The organism is Zhongshania aliphaticivorans (assembly GCF_902705855.1).
GTDB lineage: Bacteria > Pseudomonadota > Gammaproteobacteria > Pseudomonadales > Spongiibacteraceae > Spongiibacter > Spongiibacter aliphaticivorans_B.
The window spans coordinates 276,194-293,185 of sequence record NZ_CACSIJ010000001.1 but is presented as its reverse complement, the minus strand read 5'-3'; the positions used below and the strand labels follow the sequence as shown (position 1 = coordinate 293,185).

At 48.0% G+C, this 16,992-nt stretch carries 16 protein-coding genes; 13 read left to right on the top strand and 3 right to left on the bottom strand.

Features of this window, described 5'->3' with window-relative positions; all coding sequences use genetic code 11:
- Positions 1–3 precede the first annotated feature (3 nt).
- A complete protein-coding gene (locus GVJ32_RS01335) occupies positions 4–849 on the bottom strand; it encodes a MerR family transcriptional regulator (protein ID WP_235035025.1) in 846 nt (281 codons plus the stop codon).
- A gap of 257 nt (positions 850–1,106) precedes the next feature.
- On the opposite strand from GVJ32_RS01335, the gene GVJ32_RS01330 reads away from it, so the two are divergent.
- The 6 genes from GVJ32_RS01330 to GVJ32_RS01305 all read left to right on the top strand — a co-directional run bounded on the left by GVJ32_RS01330 (position 1,107) and on the right by GVJ32_RS01305 (position 8,796).
- Positions 1,107–3,581 carry a TonB-dependent receptor gene (locus tag GVJ32_RS01330; protein WP_159238250.1) on the top strand — a complete coding sequence of 825 codons (2,475 nt, stop codon included), beginning with the start codon at positions 1,107–1,109 and terminating at the stop codon, positions 3,579–3,581.
- A gap of 100 nt (positions 3,582–3,681) precedes the next feature.
- A complete protein-coding gene (locus GVJ32_RS01325; RefSeq protein WP_159238249.1) occupies positions 3,682–4,347 on the top strand; it encodes a hypothetical protein in 666 nt (221 codons plus the stop codon).
- Positions 4,348–4,547: 200 nt separating this feature from the next.
- The gene (locus tag GVJ32_RS01320; protein WP_159238248.1) at positions 4,548–5,405 is read left to right on the top strand and encodes a metal-dependent hydrolase; all 858 of its coding nucleotides are present in this window, start codon (positions 4,548–4,550) and stop codon (positions 5,403–5,405) included.
- A complete protein-coding gene (locus GVJ32_RS01315) occupies positions 5,402–6,403 on the top strand; it encodes an alpha/beta fold hydrolase (protein ID WP_159238247.1) in 1,002 nt (333 codons plus the stop codon). The genes GVJ32_RS01320 and GVJ32_RS01315 overlap by 4 nt, the downstream gene beginning before the upstream one ends.
- 3 nt (positions 6,404–6,406) lie before the next feature.
- Positions 6,407–7,942: a flavin-containing monooxygenase gene (locus GVJ32_RS01310; protein ID WP_159238246.1), complete on the top strand. Its 1,536-nt coding sequence runs from the start codon at positions 6,407–6,409 to the stop codon at positions 7,940–7,942.
- Positions 7,943–7,956: 14 nt separating this feature from the next.
- Positions 7,957–8,796: an SDR family NAD(P)-dependent oxidoreductase gene (locus tag GVJ32_RS01305; RefSeq protein ID WP_159238245.1), complete on the top strand. Its 840-nt coding sequence runs from the start codon at positions 7,957–7,959 to the stop codon at positions 8,794–8,796.
- A 52-nt stretch (positions 8,797–8,848) separates the two neighbouring features.
- Here GVJ32_RS01305 and ygfZ read toward each other — a convergent pair whose 3' ends face one another.
- Complete coding sequence (ygfZ, locus tag GVJ32_RS01300) at positions 8,849–9,892, bottom strand: CAF17-like 4Fe-4S cluster assembly/insertion protein YgfZ (RefSeq protein ID WP_159238244.1); 1,044 nt, start codon at positions 9,890–9,892, stop codon at positions 8,849–8,851.
- 121 nt (positions 9,893–10,013) lie between these two features.
- Between ygfZ and GVJ32_RS01295 the strand changes: the two genes are divergently transcribed.
- Together GVJ32_RS01295 and GVJ32_RS01290 are read left to right on the top strand one after the other, a co-directional pair.
- Complete coding sequence (locus tag GVJ32_RS01295) at positions 10,014–10,289, top strand: succinate dehydrogenase assembly factor 2 (RefSeq protein ID WP_235034999.1); 276 nt, start codon at positions 10,014–10,016, stop codon at positions 10,287–10,289.
- Positions 10,261–10,704: a protein YgfX gene (locus GVJ32_RS01290; protein ID WP_235034998.1), complete on the top strand. Its 444-nt coding sequence runs from the start codon at positions 10,261–10,263 to the stop codon at positions 10,702–10,704. The genes GVJ32_RS01295 and GVJ32_RS01290 overlap by 29 nt, the downstream gene beginning before the upstream one ends.
- Here GVJ32_RS01290 and nadB read toward each other — a convergent pair.
- Positions 10,701–12,296, bottom strand: coding sequence for an L-aspartate oxidase (gene nadB / locus GVJ32_RS01285; RefSeq protein WP_159238242.1), 1,596 nt, complete (start codon positions 12,294–12,296; stop codon positions 10,701–10,703). The genes GVJ32_RS01290 and nadB overlap by 4 nt on opposite strands.
- Positions 12,297–12,512: 216 nt before the next feature.
- On the opposite strand from nadB, the gene rpoE reads away from it, so the two are divergent.
- The 5 genes from rpoE to lepA all read left to right on the top strand — a co-directional run bounded on the left by rpoE (position 12,513) and on the right by lepA (position 16,982).
- The gene (gene rpoE / locus GVJ32_RS01280; protein WP_159238241.1) at positions 12,513–13,109 is read left to right on the top strand and encodes an RNA polymerase sigma factor RpoE; all 597 of its coding nucleotides are present in this window, start codon (positions 12,513–12,515) and stop codon (positions 13,107–13,109) included.
- Positions 13,106–13,687, top strand: a complete 582-nt coding sequence (locus GVJ32_RS01275) for a sigma-E factor negative regulatory protein (RefSeq protein ID WP_159238240.1) — start codon at positions 13,106–13,108, stop codon at positions 13,685–13,687. The genes rpoE and GVJ32_RS01275 overlap by 4 nt, the downstream gene beginning before the upstream one ends.
- A gap of 1 nt (position 13,688) precedes the next feature.
- Complete coding sequence (locus GVJ32_RS01270) at positions 13,689–14,606, top strand: MucB/RseB C-terminal domain-containing protein (RefSeq protein ID WP_159238239.1); 918 nt, start codon at positions 13,689–13,691, stop codon at positions 14,604–14,606.
- Entirely contained in the window at positions 14,603–15,094 is a 492-nt protein-coding gene (locus GVJ32_RS01265) for a SoxR reducing system RseC family protein (RefSeq protein WP_159238238.1), read from the top strand. Before GVJ32_RS01270 ends, GVJ32_RS01265 begins: the two co-directional genes overlap by 4 nt.
- A gap of 88 nt (positions 15,095–15,182) precedes the next feature.
- Complete coding sequence (gene lepA / locus GVJ32_RS01260; RefSeq protein ID WP_159238237.1) at positions 15,183–16,982, top strand: translation elongation factor 4; 1,800 nt, start codon at positions 15,183–15,185, stop codon at positions 16,980–16,982.
- Positions 16,983–16,992 lie beyond the last annotated feature (10 nt).

Sequence of the window (16,992 nt, the reverse complement as noted above, 5' to 3'; positions counted from 1 at the left end):
AGGTTAATCTTTGTTTGTCGTATCTTTTGGCAGATCATCCATGATGGATTCTAAGGTGTCTGCTAGGAATTCACTGGCGGCGATTTCCATCGCACGACCCAGTTCGGCATCGACTACTTTTTCAGCGAGTGGCCGTAATCGCCAGATTAATTCAGCAATTTTGGGTAGCTCTTCTGGCGGTGGTAGCTTTTGTTCTGCATAGGGCTCAAGTACGTGGTGAGATATTAATTTTACAAACTCATTTGCAACACGCTGCACATTGCCTCGCATCATTCGCAAAATATCTAATAACTCATCTAAAGGAATACCGGTAGCACAAAGTTCTTCGGCAACTTTTAGTGTGTTCATGCTCGAGACCCGAAGGTGGGTGCCCGAAATAGAGAATAAGCCAAGATCGTGTGCAGTTTTTACCGCAGAGGGGGTCAATTTGGTGCCAAACATTTTGACTAGCTCGGTCATGGCGATATTTGTTGGTGACTCATTTGTCCATGGTGAGTTAAGTGCCGATTCTATGCCAAGTACTTCGCTCAGACCAATGCCTTCCTCAAGCGCCGAGATTAGCTCGCGAATACTAGAGAGGGTGTAGCCCCGATCGAGTAAATTGGCGATAAGCCGAAGACGAGATAAGTGGACGTTACTATACACGCCTTTTCGGCCCTGTAGCGCTGGCGGGGGGAGTACGCCCCGGTCTTGGTAAGCGCGGATGTTACGAACTGTGGTGTTGGCTGCTAAAGCGAGTTCTTCAACGGAGTAGTCACGCTGGTGGTCGGCGTTTTGAACATCGGCAGTAAACCCAGTTTGCGGTAGTAGCTGGGCCATACTGCTTATGGTGTCTTCGGGAAATTTCATGCTTTTCACTGTGCTTGGCACCCTCGAAGTTAAGTAGACCTGTCTTGTAACGGTTTGATTTTATTTGGCAATTCTTACTAAAGCATTCGCTTAATACAATGTGCTTGGGCTAGCTTGAATTTTATGTTGGTATTATTCCAATGGTGTCGATGTCAACATTTTCTTGACATAGGCTTGGTCGCGAATTAATGTCCCATCAAACGCTGTTACATAGTGGCGTGTAGTATAACAATAAAATTGATAGCAGGTCTTGAATTATGGGTAGTCGCAATACGTCCGTTTCATTTTGTTTGTTGGCCATGAGTTTGGCACCGGCAGGGGCTTTTGCCGCCGTTTTAGAGGAGGTGGTGGTCACGGCCCAGCATCGAACTCAAAGTCTCCAAGATGTTCCGGTTTCGGTTAGCGCAATCGGTGGCGAAAAAATGATGGAGGCGGGTATAAACCGTATGGAGGACCTCCAAGCTTATGTTCCTAATCTAACCGTAACGGAAAGTGGTATCAGCACCGATATTTTTATTCGTGGTATCGGTACGGGGATGAACCAAGGTTTTGAACAATCCGTGGGTATGTATGTAGACGGAATTTATTATGGGCGTGCTCAGCTTGCGCGGGCGCCATTTCTAGATTTAGCACGGGTAGAGGTGTTGCGCGGCCCGCAAAATATTTTGCACGGTAAAAATAGTATTGCTGGCGCGGTAAATCTGATTACGGCGAATCCCTCAGATTATTTCGAAGCCCTGTTTTCTACTTTATATGAGCCGAAGTACGACGAAAAGGTGGCCGATATCATGTTGTCTGGCCCAGTGACTGACACTCTAGGTTTACGGTTCTCAGCCCGTCTTCGTGAATACGGTGGCTTTGTAGAAAACCTTTTTTTAGATCGCGATGAGCCCCAATACGACCAAGCGACCTTCCGTTTAAAAGCGGCTTGGGAAATTGATGACAAGACAACGCTTTTAGCGAAGATTGAAACAGGTACCTTCGATAGTGTGGGGCGTCAGGCTGAAGTTATTAATGATGAGCCTTCAACATCAGACGTATTTTTATTCACCGGTAAGACCGAGGCTGAGATTCTAAATAACACCCAATTTCCTGGTGTTGTTGACGTCAATATCGACGACTCAGTATTGAATAATTATCAAGATTTTAAGCGCACTTCCAATGGTGATTTCAGTAACAACGAAACCTTGAATTTAACCACTAATTTAACAAGAGTTACCGATAGCGGGCATGAATTTACCGCGATCACGGGTTATTTACACTATAGTTATAGCGACCTTTGCGACTGTGATGCTACCGCTGCGGAATTATTTAAATTAGCGCTGGGCGAAGATTACACCCAGTACAGTCAGGAATTTCGTTGGGTGTCGCCGGGTGGTGAAGATGTTGAGTATATTGGCGGTGTGTATATGCAGCGCAACGAGCTCGATTTCCGCGATAAGTTAATTCAAGACTCGGCGACGGTTGTGCAGTTGCTTAATGCCGCCGATTTATTGGAAGCGGGCGGGCGCGGCGACATTGATCCGCTTCAACTAAGTGGTGCGCCAGAGGAAGTTCTCGGCGTTGGTGATGCGGGTAATGCAGTGGCGAATATTACGGCGCCGCGTAAATTTTTAAGTACATCTAATATATTCTCTGCGTTTTTACAGACGACCTTTCATTTTGGTGACAACCTTCGCTTGACCTTAGGTGGGCGTGGAACTCTTGAGCAAAAAACCGGTAGCCGTAAGCTTGAGTTTGCCGACCTTGATGGCAATGTTTTACCGATAGGTGAGGTAGATACGGTTTCCGCGATCACATTTTCTGCTGAGCGCCATGATCTTAAAGGTAAGAGAACAGAGACATCCTTTTCGCCGCTATTAAATATACAGTGGGACTATTCAGACGAGGGGATGGCTTACTTTACGGCGACCAAGGGTGTTAAAGCGGGTGGCTTTGACGCGCGCTCCAATATGTCGCCAAGTTCTGACCCTACTCCGCGTAACCCTAATGCATTGGTTGCGAACCAGCAGGTTTTGGTCGGAACCTTTGAGTACGAAGAGGAAGAGGCGACAAGTCTTGAGTTAGGTCTGAAAACAGGGCTTCTGGATGGTGCAGCCGAATTCAATATTGCCGCTTTTTATACCCAGTATAACGATCTTCAAATTAGCCTTTTCGACGGTACGCTCGGCTTTAATGTTGGTAATGCTCAAGAGGCTGTCACGATGGGGATTGAGATGGATGGTCGCTGGCAAATCACGGATTACTTAAGTTTGGGCGGTGCTTTAGCAATATTAGACTTTGAGTTCACTGATTTTAAAAATGGGCAGTGTCAGCAAGACCAAGCGGCTACCTCGGATGACGGCTTATTTTGTGATTACACTGGACAGAGTAACCAATATGTTGCCGATTGGTCGGGCACCTTTCTTATAGGCTATATTCGTCCGATTAGCCCTACGATGGGCATCGGTATGGGCTTAGATTTTGTGTTTACCGATAACTACAATCCCTCATCTAACCTTGACCCACGGGTTGAGCAAGATGGTTTTATTAAAGTGAATGGCCGTATTGGTATTGGCCCAATTGATAAACAGTGGGAGTTGGCGTTGGTGGGTAAAAACTTAACCGACAAAGTGGTTGTGGTATATGCAGCTGATACACCGCTGTCAAAAACTATCTTTGGTGCTACGAGCCATACGGGCTTTATTGAACCTCCACGCTCGATTGCGATGCAGTTTACATATCGTATGTGATTTGGCCATTTCATTAATGCTTACTGCCGCTGGGGGAGTATTTCGCTAGCGGTAGCGCGATGAAATTTAAAAGCGACTGAGATTAAAGGCTGAGGGAAATATGAAGAAGCTACAAGGTCAGTGTTTGCAAGTTCTCGCGTTAATGTTGCTTAGTTTTTCATTAGTAGCCGCTGAATGGAGGCTAGAGAAAGATGAGGGCGGTATTCAGGTTTTTACACGAATTGTAGATGGCTCTGACTATCGAGCATTTCGTGGTGAAACCATTATAAATGCGGAGCTTAATCAATTGATGGCGGTGCTAGACGACACCGAGGGTTTTGTACATTGGATGTTTAAATGCAAAAGCCCAAAGTTGCTTTATAAGGCAAGTTTGTTGGATCGCTATCAGTATTTGATTAATGATTTCCCGTGGCCGGCGGCTGATCGGGAATTGATTTTACGTAATGAAATTTCCCAAGACCCGATCAGTCGTATTACTACCGTAAAACTCACCGGTGTTGGTGTCGATGCGTTACCTGTCAAAGCTAAAGAAGCGATGCCACCAAACACCGATGCGGTGAGGGTAGAAGAAGTTCAAGGCTTTTTTGAGTTAAGTCCTCTTAGCGACACGCAAACTAAAGTGGTATTTCAATTACATCTGAATCCGGTGGGTTCGCTGCCTTCTGGGTTAGTAAATGCGATGATTGTTGATAATCCATTTGAAACTTTAAAAGCATTACGTAAGCGAGCCGCTTTGGCTGAGTACGCTAATTTCAACCCCTTCTGATAAGACGCGTGAGCGTTATTCCTTTCTTCGAGAGCACGAGGCCAGATTTCTTTCATAGAAATTTGGCCTCGTGCTGAACGTTAAAGTGCAAAATATACCAACAGCAGATTTATTCGAATCTACTTGACATTGGGTGATGTCATGATTAATGTGACATTAAATGGTGTTACATAATAAGATGATTCATAAGAGGATGATTTGTGAAAACTATAATCCAGCCAGTACGCCGTAATCTAGAATTCCACCTGCCAAAAGACCGTATAGGCGATTGGCACGCAGGTGGTGCCCATGTCTCCCATTTCTTCAATGCCTTGTCGATATTCTTTCCAGACGGTGAGCGCTTCTTTATTGATAGCGTGCGTCATTACCGAGATCGTATTCACGATCCGGAATTAGGGGAATCGGTGAGAGGATTTATTGGGCAAGAAGCGATGCACGGTAGAGAGCATGAAGAGTACAACGATGCCTTGGTGGCAAAGGGTCTGCCTGCGGACCGCTATGGTCGGATTGTGATTCGCTTATTGAAATTTCTTACCCGATTCACTCCAAAGTCTATGCAGCTCGCCACCACAATTGCGTTAGAGCATTTGACAGCAATTCTAGCCAATATGGTGTTAAGTGAACCCCGCAGTTTAGAAGGGGCTGAGCCACGTTACGCTGCGATATGGAAGTGGCACGCACTAGAAGAAACGGAGCACAAGGCTGTTGCCTACGACGTGTATCAGCAGGTGTTGGGTGGTGGTTTGTCAGGGTATTTGCATCGTTGTTTGGCACTACTTACTGCGACATTTATCTTTTGGATGATGGTTATTCCTTTTCATATCGGTTTAGTGCGCCGTGAAGGTCAGCTCTTCAATATTCGGGGCTGGATTAAAGTGACTAACTTTTTGTGGGGTTCGCCGGGGGCATTGCGCCGAATAATTCCTGATTGGCTGGATTACTTTAAACCGGGCTTTCATCCTTGGGATCATGACAACGCACATTACCTAGCTGATATAGATTCACTTGTTGGCGAAGTGGCTGCCTACGACAATGCGGTAACAGGTGCTACGGCATGATCGCGGTGAGCGGAATTGCAGAGAAGAATACTGCCATTTTGGCCGAGTTAGATGTCATGCGTGATCGCTATTTGGCTACGCCGCTGGCCAATGTTGATCGCGCAGCGCTTGCTAACTGGCGGCCTAAAGCGACCTTATGGAAGCGCCTACAGCCGGTAATGGGTTTGCAGGCAGGATTGAAGCGTAGAGTAACGCAGGTAGATGATCACAATATTTGTTATTGGGCCGGTGGGAATAGCGCTGGCCCAGTTGTTGTCTTGCTTCATGGCTTTGGATCGAGCAAAGAAAATTGGAGTTATTTAACCGCAAAATTACGTAGTGACTACTATCTATTGGTGCCCGACTTAGCGGGGTTTGGCGACAGTGACTTTCATGTCGACGCCGATTATCGAATGGCACCTCAGGCAGATCGAATTGCGGCATGGCTGAAACTGTTGGGGGTCGAAAAAGCACACTTTGCCGGTAGTTCTATGGGCGGCGCTATTGCGGCGCAGCTTGCCTCGCGTCACCCCCAATTAGTCGACACCTTATGTTTAATGAATGCGGCGGGTGTGCCAGGTCGGCATCTTAGCCAATTAGAAAGTGGTTTGGCAGCGGGTGTGAATTATTTGGCGCCAGGCAAGCGGGGCGATACATGGCAGGTTTTTGCCATTGCCTTACATAGGCGGCAACGTGCATTTGGCATGGTTTTAAGTTGTTTTATGGCGGGCGCGATGAGCCATCGAAAATGCGTTAATGACTATATTTTTTCGCATTTGGTGGACTCCCTCAAAGATACGTATCAAAGCTTGAATAAAATTACGGCGCCGACGTTGGTGTTGTGGGGCGATTCGGATCAGGTTTTGGACGTAACGTGCGCTGATCAATTTTGTGAGCAAATCGCCGGTGCTAAGGCGATGATTTTACCCGGAGTGGGCCACTTACCCATGCTTGAAGATCCGCGCCTGACGGCAAGAGTTGTTGGTGACTTCTGGCGAGCACAAACACGAGTGATATAGACAATGACCAACGATAAAAATAATTCTCAAAGTAATAGGCGTGTCGACGAAGTTGCCATAATTGGTGCTGGTTTTGGTGGCTTGGGCGTGGCCATTCGCATGCAGCAGCAAGGGCTTAATGACTTTGTGATTTATGAGCGTGCGAGCGATGTAGGTGGGGTGTGGCGAGACAATGTATACCCGGGTGCGGCCTGTGATGTGCCTTCACATTTATATTCGTTTTCCTTCGAGCCAAATCCTGACTGGGGTAGAACTTTTGGCCCGCAGCAAGAGATTCATCGCTATCTGCGCCATTGCACAGAAAAATATAAGTTGCGTGACAAAATTGAATTCAATACGTCATTAACGGCAATGGATTTTTGTGAAGTCACAGGTCTGTGGCGACTGACATTTTCAGATGGCGGCCAGCGTCAAGCGCGTGCTGTCGTTATGGCAATTGGTGCTTTAAATATCCCTCAATATCCTGAAATAACGGGTGTTGATGATTTTGCTGGCAAAGTAATGCATACAGCGGAATGGGATGAAAGTTATGACCTTTCAGGTAAGCGTGTTGCTGTTATTGGTACTGGCGCGAGTGCGATCCAAGTTGTTCCGTCCATTCAATCTCAAGTAGCGGAGCTTAGCGTTTTCCAGCGCACGCCACCGTGGGTAATGCCCAAGTTTGATAAACCGCTTAGCCCTGAGCGCCAAGACCTATACAGGCGCTGGCCGATGGTGCAAACAACTGTGCGTCGCCTGCAATATTTGATGGCTGAAAGTGTGGTGCCTGCTTTTATGTGGGACAGTTTTCTTACAAGGTTCGGCGAAACCATCGCGCGGCGTTATTTACGTAAAGTGGTGAGTGATCCTGCTTTGCAGAATAAATTGTCGCCTAAATATGCGATGGGCTGTAAGCGGGTTTTGTTGTCGGATGAATATTATCCTGCTTTGACTAAGAGTAACGTCAATGTCTGTGTAGAGGGTATTGACAAGATTGATGAGACGGCCATATGCACCAGTGATGGCCAGCGCCATGAGGTGGATGCGATTGTTTATGCTACCGGTTTTAAAGTGCCTGTTTCTGGTGCGCCGATCCCTATTCGCGGAGTGGGTGGCCGCTTGCTTGCAAAGGATTGGGCGATAGGTTGTGAGGCTTATAAGGGTATAGCGGTGTCAGGTTATCCCAACATGATGTACGTCATGGGACCAAACACAGGGCCGGGTAACACCTCAGTGATTTTCTATATCGAATCACAAATTAATTATATTTTGAAATATTTAAAAACGCTGCGAAAAAGTCAGAATAAATATCTTGATTTAAAGCCGATGGTTCAGCGCGAGTTTAATGCCGATATACAAGAGCGCTTTAAGGGCACCACGTGGACGTCGGGTTGTAATAGTTGGTACCTAACCAAAGACGGTAAAAACACCACCTTGTGGCCGAGTTTCTCTTGGCAGTATCGATTAACAACACGGCATTTTTCTGCGGCGGAGTATGAGTTTGTGAACGCGTCTAATGCGGTGGCAGAATTAGAGTCTTCTGTGGCGACGGCAAGTTAATTTAGAGGCTTAGGGTGAAAAATTTTAATAATAAAGTTATCGCCGTGACCGGTGCCGGATCAGGTATTGGTAGAGCGTTGGTTATTGGTTTAAGAGCTGCTGGGGCCCGGGTTGCGGCTTCAGATATTGTCGAGGCAAACTTACAAGTTCTTCGTGAGTATGGCGATGAGTCTGAGCTATTTTTGGCTAAATTAGATGTTAGCGATAATGCGGCCATGAAAGCGTGGGCAAAGTCAGTAAAGGCGCACTTTGGAGTGGTAGATGGAATTATTAATAATGCAGGCGTGGCGCTGAGTTGCCACGCCGCTGAGCAGCCGCGTGAACAAATGGAGTGGGTGTTCGGTATTAATTACTGGGGTGTGATTAACGGGGTAGAGGCTTTCTTGCCTGAGTTGCTGGAGCGCCCAGAAGCCTGCGTGGTCAATATTTCGTCTTTATTTGGTTTGATGTCGGTACCGTCGCAATCGTCGTATAACGCCGCTAAATTTGCGGTAAGAGGTTATTCAGAATCCTTGCGTCAAGATTTACGTGACACCAAGGTAAAGGTGGTTACGGTGCATCCCGGTGGTATAAAAACCAATATAGCCAATAATGGCAGGCACCTAAATTCGATTACGGGTAACGCGGCTGATATTGGGAAAACGGCGGATCTTTTTAATAGCATTGCTGCCACCACGCCAGAAAAAGCCGCTGCGGTTATTATACGTGGAATGCGTAAATCCAAGACGCGGGTACTTATCGGGGGTGATGCTAAGTTGCTGGATGTGGTTCAGCGATTATTGCCTAGCTGCTACGATCGTTTATTGGTGCCGCTTATGAATGCCGGTACCCGAATGGTGCTGAAGCGTATTTAATAATCGCATTTGTTTTGCCGAAGTATGTGGCGCAGATACTGCGCCACAGTGTTTATTCGGCAGAAGGAAGGGCGTAAGGCAGGTCTAATATTGTTAAGCAGATGGATTCATCTGCAAAATGAATATTGTTTGCTGCTACTGAGTCTTCCGTTAGTACCGCTAATAATTCAACCTTGTCCTTGTTTTCAACCGCCGATACCAGGTTGCCAATACTTTGTGTTTGATCACCGCTATATAAATCTGTACCGGGGGCGTGGCTAAATGTACCGTCAGATTGAGCCATTGTGGCGCGATACAAACGACGCTTGAGCTTGCCGCGGTATTGCATTCTGGCAACCACTTCCTGACCGGTATAACAGCCTTTATTAAAGCTAACGCCGCCAATAAGTTGGTAATTTAGCATTTGGGGAATGAAAGTGTCTTGGGTGGCGGCGCAAATTTCACCAAGACCTGCTGCAATGTTTTGGGCCTCCCAGTGGGTCGAGTCTATCGCGGTGGCGTTGGTGCTTAGCTTCGCCCATAGCTCAATAGCGGACTCTGCCAGTGTCCAGCATTCAAATCGCTCACCTTCATCGTCTAGCTGTACTAAAACGGTTTGGCCGTCGGTGACTTGCTTCATTAGTGCAGTGGGGGCCATGCCTATGTGCTGTATTAACTGGCTTCTGGCGCTTTTGCCGGAGATGCCAATCGCTACGTATTCGGATGTCGCGTCACGAATTTTCGCTTTTGAGAATACAATGTACTTTGCCAGTGTGGCACAGGCTGACTCGGCGGTATCGGCATGGAGCCTGAGTAGTACGTTGTCACTGCTGCGCATACCCGCGATAAAACTTATCACCATGCGGCCTTTAATATTGCAATAGCTTCCCAGCGCGGCGTTTTCGGTGTCTATTTTGCGCCAATCGCAGGTGGTTTGGCCTTGTAGAAATTTACTGCTGTCAGGCCCCTCAATGGCAAGAAAGCCGTATTGACTAAGCGCGCTGATATTGCAGTCACTAAGCTCCGCGCTTGGTGAACTAGCAACCTTCCAGTAATGCCCTGCCGATAGGGTGCTCTTAGGATATTGATCTGTTAAACATTCCCAAAATGTATTCATAGTGTCTCAGAGGTGTTGCTGCTAGGTGCCGAGGTGTAAGTATAAAGTTAGCTGCGGTGTGATTGCCGCCGATTGCCGCTATAATACGCGTTTTTGTAGCCGCTTAATGCAGGCTACCGTGATGAAGTGGAAAATAATGGTTTCAGAAAACGAGTTCAAGCGAATTCGCTGGGCCTGCCGTCGCGGCATGCTGGAGTTGGATTTGGTTATGGTGCCGTACGTGGAGCATCGCTTTAGAGATTTGGATGCTGATAATCAGCAACGCTTTATTAATTTACTTGAGAGTGAGGACACGGATTTATTTATGTGGTTTCTGGGTCGAAATCTTCCGGAAGACCCTGATTTGGCGATGATCGTCGATGACATTAATGCGTTCACCAAAACCCCTAGATCTTAAGTTTCGTCCCTCACGGCTGTTATATGGTTATTTTGTGGGGGTGCATGGCCTCGCGGTGATGGGTTTATACTTGCTTGTGCCACCCTTTGTCGCGGTGGTGTTGATGGTGTTATTGCTGTTCAGCGCGGGTTTTTACATATATCGCGATGTTTATTTTTTGCATTATCACTCGCTGGGTCATATTGCTTTTGCAGATAATCGTTGGCGTATTTTCCGCGGTGATGTCAGATATTCCTCAACGCTAGGCGCTCAGCAAGTCGATTGGCTAGATGCGGTGGTATTGCCTTTTGCTGTGGTATTGCGTTTTCGGCTTCTCAGTGGTCGAGTGCAATCGGTGCTGGTGTTGCCGGATCACCTTGATGCACATCAGTATCGAAAACTTCGTCAAATCGCTAATTTCGCGCGTATTCCTTAAGTCTCGCTACTCTTGTGGAAGTTGTCCGGTGTAAGGATGGTGTCTTCGGCGATATCGGATTGCTGAGGGTAATCTAAGGTGTAATGTAAGCCTCGGCTCTCGGTGCGCTGCAAGGCCGAGCGAATAATCAGTTCTGCGACCATGGCAAGATTTCGTAATTCCAATAAGTCATTGCTGACTTTGTAATTGGAGTAGTATTCATCTATCTCCTGCTGGAGTAGGGCTGCTCTATTTAGTGCGCGCTGTAGGCGTTTATTGGTGCGAACAATACCAACGTAATCCCACATAAAACGCCGTAATTCATCCCAGTTGTGGGATATAACCACGTCTTCGTCAGAGTCGGTAACTTGCGACTCATCCCACGGTAGTGCAATCTTTGGTGAGGGTAGATCTGCCAGTCGTTGGCGGATATCTGCTGCTGCGGAAGTGCCGTAAACGAAGCACTCTAGCAAAGAGTTGCTCGCGAGGCGGTTCGCGCCGTGCAGCCCTGTAAATGACGTTTCGCCAATGGCGTATAGCCCTGGAATATCGGTTTGGCCGTATTGATCTACCATCACTCCGCCGCAGGTGTAGTGCGCGGCAGGTACAACGGGGATGGCTTCGCGGGTTATGTCGATCCCGAGTTCAAGGCAGCGGGCCTTTATGGTGGGGAAGTGCTCGAGTAAAAACTCGGGTGATTTGTGGCTAATGTCGAGATAGACGCAGTCGCTGCCGAGTCGCTTCATTTCATGGTCAATGGCGCGAGCAACCACGTCGCGGGGGGCTAGCTCACCACGCTCGTCGTAGCGGAACATAAAACGTTCGCCGTTGGCGGAAATCAGCCGGCCACCTTCACCACGAATGGCCTCAGTAATAAGGAACGATTTAGCTTTAGGGTGGTAAAGGCAGGTCGGATGGAATTGGTTAAATTCCATATTTGCCACGCGGCATCCTGCCCGCCAAGCCATGGCGATACCGTCACCACTAGCGCCATCGGGATTACTGGTATACAAATACGCTTTATTAGCGCCGCCGGTCGCTAACACAATGGCTTTTGCGTGGAACAATTCGACGTGCCCGCTGTCTCTGTTCAGCACGTAAGCGCCGTGACAGTGATCTTGTGCGATAATTAAGTCTACGGCGACGTGCCTTGTAAAGATTTCAATGTTGGCGTTTTCTTTCGCGCGATTAGTGAGTGTTTCTGATACTTCTCGTCCGGTTGCGTCCGCTGCGTGAATAATACGACGCTGGCTATGGCCTCCTTCGCGCGTTAGGTGAAAGGCGTCGCTGCTTTGTTCGTAGCGACTAAATTGCACGCCCTGTGATAGCAGCCATTTAATGCTGTCACTGCTATTTTTAACGGTGAAGCGCACGCTGTCTTCGTGGCAGAGTTGGGCGCCAGCGGCCAGAGTATCGGCGACGTGAGCATCGATGGTGTCACCGTCGTGGAGCACTGCGGCAATGCCGCCTTGTGCCCAATACGTGGATCCGGCGTTAAGCTCGCCTTTGCTGATAACCGCGATGCGTGCACTATCCGCGAGTTGCAGCGCTAAAGTGAGACCTGCGGCGCCGCTGCCTATCACCAGAACATCGTGTGAATGGTAGTGGGTCATGTTGTTATTTGCTCCTGCCACAGTGCAGCTATAATATGCTGCTCGGGATCTAAATTGGCGCAAAGTATACTGATAGAAAGTCGCCTTACCAATATTTGCCTGCGTAACCATCGCATTAAGCGGTGGATATGCTGAAAAGGGATACGATGAGAGAACTTCTTTTAGCCATGGTGGTCTATTCAACAGATGCTGCCGAATGGCTTGCGGTGAGGCAATATGGCCGAGCCTAAACAGACGGATCAGCAGCTGGTTGAGCGGGTACAAAAGGGCGATAAACGCGCATTTGATATGCTCGTGCTCAAGTATCAGCACAAAATATTCGGCTTGATTTCACGTTATGTGAAAGATAATGACGAAATTCAGGATGTGGCGCAGGAGGCATTTATAAAAGCCTATCGCGCGCTACCTAAATTTCGGGGTGACAGTGCGTTTTATACATGGCTTTACCGGATTGCGATTAATACCGCAAAAAATTATCTGGTAGCGCGTAATCGCCGTCCACCTGGTGTTGATGTTGATGTTGCTGACGCGGAGTATTTCGAGGGCCCCTCTGGCCTGAAGGATATAGAAACGCCGGAAAACCAACTTTACGGCGCAGAGCTGAAGAAAGTGGTACAGGACGCTATAAAGGCCCTGCCAGAAGATTTGCGGTCGGCACTTAGCCTGCGCGAGTTTGATGGTTTGAGTTATGAAGATATTGCATCGGTAATGGATTGTCCGGTCGGTACGGTTCGGTCGCGTATTTTTCGCGCCCGAGAGGCAGTCGATCTGCGAGTTAAAGCCCAGATAAGTGGCGAAGAGGTGGAAGTATGAACGATACCGTCAGAGAATCTCTATCAGCATTGATGGATGGCGAGGCTAGCGAGCTTGAGCTTCGGCGTATTCTCACTGCCGACGAGCAAGCAATCCGTACCGAATGGGCTGATTTGCACCGCTCACAGCAGTTGCTCAAAAACGAAAGTAATCCATTCATGGGATGGGATATTTCGTCGCGAGTTATGGCTGAGATTGCCGACGAAGAGCTAATGAGTGGCGGCGGAACGGGCTGGAAGCAGGCTATGTCTGGGTTAGCTATTGCTGCAAGTGTTGCTGCAGTGGTGGTTATTGGCTCAATGGGCAGCAATATGTTTGGCGGCTCAACGCAAATGGTGGCGGATAACAATGGCGTGAGTGGCCGCGTTTATCCTGCACAAGCTTCATCAGCCGCTGTTGGTGGCGTGGCGGTGAGTGCTCAGGCGCAGGCATCTCCTGCTGGGCCGTTGCTGAATAATGACGTTGAAGCGCGTAAACGCTTTGAGGCGTATTTGCGCAAGCACACAGATCGGGCTGCGTTTAATAACGGTCAAGGCATGGTGTCTTACGCACGTGTAGTGTCTCAGGAGTCCGAATAGCGTGATCGTTCGGCTTGCCTTTACGGCGCTAGCTGCAATATTAGTTAGCGCCCCAGTATTCAGTCTTGAATCCGGTAGCGAACTGCTCAATAAGATGACGCACAGTCATCGTGAGCTGAACTATCGCGCTATTGTTACTTATCAGTTAGGTGAGCAGCTTAGCAGTTACCGCATTACTCACACCGTTCACGATGGTAAAGAGTTTGAGGCCTTAGAGTCGCTGGACGGCAACCATCAAGATTTGGTTCATCACGGACACGATGTGAATTGTGTTCATCCCGGCCCCCAGTTAATTCGTCTTTTTAACGCAGATGATGAGCAGGGCTTTTATCGCTATTACGATGTCGATGTCGAGGGTGAAGGCCGAGTGGCTGGCCGCGATGCCGTTATATTGTCAATAAAACCACGTGATGTGTACCGCCTAGGTTATAAATTGTCGCTGGACAGCGAAACCGGCTTATTGCTGCGTTCAGATATTGTAAATCAGCAGGGCAAAGTGCTTGAGCGCTTTCAGTATGTGATGCTGGATTTAAATATTCCTGACAATGAACTGATTGTGGACGGTGCTATTGAAGTGCAGCATAAAGACGTTGCTGTAAATGATCCGGCCGCGATGCATATACGAGTGTGGCGGCCAGACTGGATTCCCGCTGGCTTTACGCCACTAAAAGAAGCTGGTGACGGCAATGCCGCAATGACCTACACCGATGGTCTTGCGGTAATGTCAGTATTTGTTGAGCCGCTGTTAACGACGGATTCCGGTGCAGTGGCTGTTACTGAGGGCGGTATGCGGCGCGGTGCGTCGGTTAGTTATACTGTTGCCTTTCCCGAAAGTGGAATGTTTGCGACCGTGGTGGGCGAGGTCCCTATGCTAACTGCCAAACAGGTAGCAAAATCTTTGAGCTGGGATCAGCGGTGATAACTGAAACGGGGCGTGTTGTCGGCATTGAAGACAAGGCACTGTGGGTTGAAACTATTCGCCGCAGTACTTGCGGCAGCTGTGCGGCGCAAAAAGGTTGCGGCCAAGGTTTAATGAATAAAGCAACTGACGGGCGTCGTAATCAGTTACGAGTACTACTCGGTTCCCAGTCTGCTGATGCTTTTCATTTAGATGATGAAGTCGAAATCAGTATTCCAGAGCGTGCCTTGATTACTGGCGCGATGATGGTGTATTTGCTCCCTCTGCTCAGCATGATTGCCGGTATGGCATTGGCTTCACAGTATGCCTCTAGTGATGGGGTCGCTGCGGTGGGTGCCTTACTGGGTTTTGTGCTGGGCATGGTGTTTGTTCGCTTACACGCCATGTATATTCAGAATAAACCCGCTTTTCAGGCCTCGGTAGTGGCTAAATACACCCCAACTACGGTTGATTCGCTTGCTATTAGCGCTACGCTCTATTCCGAGTGAGTCATTCATAGCCTAGAGCCGTGGCTTTGCGATACAATCGCGCCTCTGAAATTTCATCATTTTTGTTTCTCTGAGGTATAAGCCGAGCGTGTCCAGTCTCGATTTAATTCGCAATTTCTCAATAATTGCCCATATTGATCATGGTAAATCTACCCTTGCTGATCGTTTCATCCAAACCTGTGGTGGTTTGACAGAGCGTGAAATGTCAGCCCAAGTATTAGATTCAATGGATATCGAGCGCGAGCGCGGTATTACCATTAAAGCCCAATCTGTCACGCTGAACTACACCGCGCTTGACGGTAAAACCTATCAGCTAAACTTTATTGACACGCCTGGTCACGTTGACTTTTCCTACGAAGTATCTCGCTCCTTAGCGGCCTGTGAAGGCGCTTTGCTGGTGGTCGATGCGGCGCAGGGTGTAGAGGCCCAATCAGTTGCGAACTGTTACACGGCGATAGAGCAGGGCTTGGAAGTACTGCCTATTCTGAACAAAATGGATTTGCCACAGGCAGATCCAGACAAGGTAAAGCATGAAATTGAAGAGATCATAGGTGTTGATGCCAGTGAGGCAGTTGCCGTGTCGGCTAAGTCTGGCATGGGCATTGTTGATGCGCTAGAGCATTTAGTGGCTAAGATTCCGCCGCCGGTGGGTGATCCAGATGCACCATTGCAAGCCTTGATTATTGATTCATGGTTTGATAACTACCAAGGTGTCGTCTCCTTGGTGCGCGTTAAGCACGGCACGCTGAAACGTGGCGATAAAATAATTACTAAATCACTTGGTAAATCGCAAGTGGTGGACTCAGTCGGTATTTTTACGCCCAAACAAACTGCGACGGGTATATTGCGCGCCGGTGAAGTTGGATTTGTTATCGCGGGTATTAAAGATATTCACGGTGCGCCAGTTGGCGATACGTTTACTCATGCATCTACGCCAACAGTCGCATCTTTACCGGGCTTTAAAAAAGTGAAGCCGCAGGTTTATGCGGGATTGTTTACGGTATCGACCGAGGACTATGAAGATTTTCGCGTTGCGTTGAGCAAACTAACTTTGAATGATGCGTCTTTGTTCTATGAGCCAGAAAGTTCAGACGCCTTAGGTTTTGGTTTCCGCTGTGGTTTCCTTGGCACTTTGCATATGGAGATCATTCAGGAGCGTTTAGAGCGTGAGTACGATCTCGATTTAATCACAACCGCGCCAACAGTTATCTACGAAGTTCTTAAAAAGAACGGCCAAGTTGTGATGGTCGATAACCCCTCATCGATGCCCGACCCTGGTGAGCTAGAAGAAACCCGCGAGCCAATCGCCAGAGTAAATATCCTCGTGCCGCAAGAGCATTTAGGCAATGTTATTAGCCTGTGTGCTGAGAAACGTGGTATTCAAAAAGATATGCAATTTCTTGGGCAACAGGTGTCGCTGAATTGGGAGATTCCAATGAGCGAGGTTGTGTTAGACTTTTTTGATAGGCTAAAGTCTGTCAGCCGTGGCTTTGCATCCCTAGACTATAGTTTTGACCGTTTTGAAGCGGCCAATTTAGTGAAACTGGACGTATTAATAAACGGTGATAGAGTTGATGCCTTGGCGTTGATTGTACATCGCGATATTGCGCAAAATCGTGGACGCCAATTAGTTGATAAAATGCAGGAATTAATTCCTCGGCAGATGTTTGATGTTGCGATCCAAGCTGCAATTGGTGGCCATGTTATAGCACGGCAAACCGTTAAAGCTTTGCGGAAAAATGTGACAGCCAAGTGTTATGGTGGCGACGTGTCACGTAAGCGCAAGCTATTAGAAAAGCAAAAGGCCGGTAAAAAGCGGATGAAACAAGTGGGTAATGTCGAAATTCCACAAACAGCATTTTTGGCTGTACTTAAAATTGATAGTTAAAGGATAAATA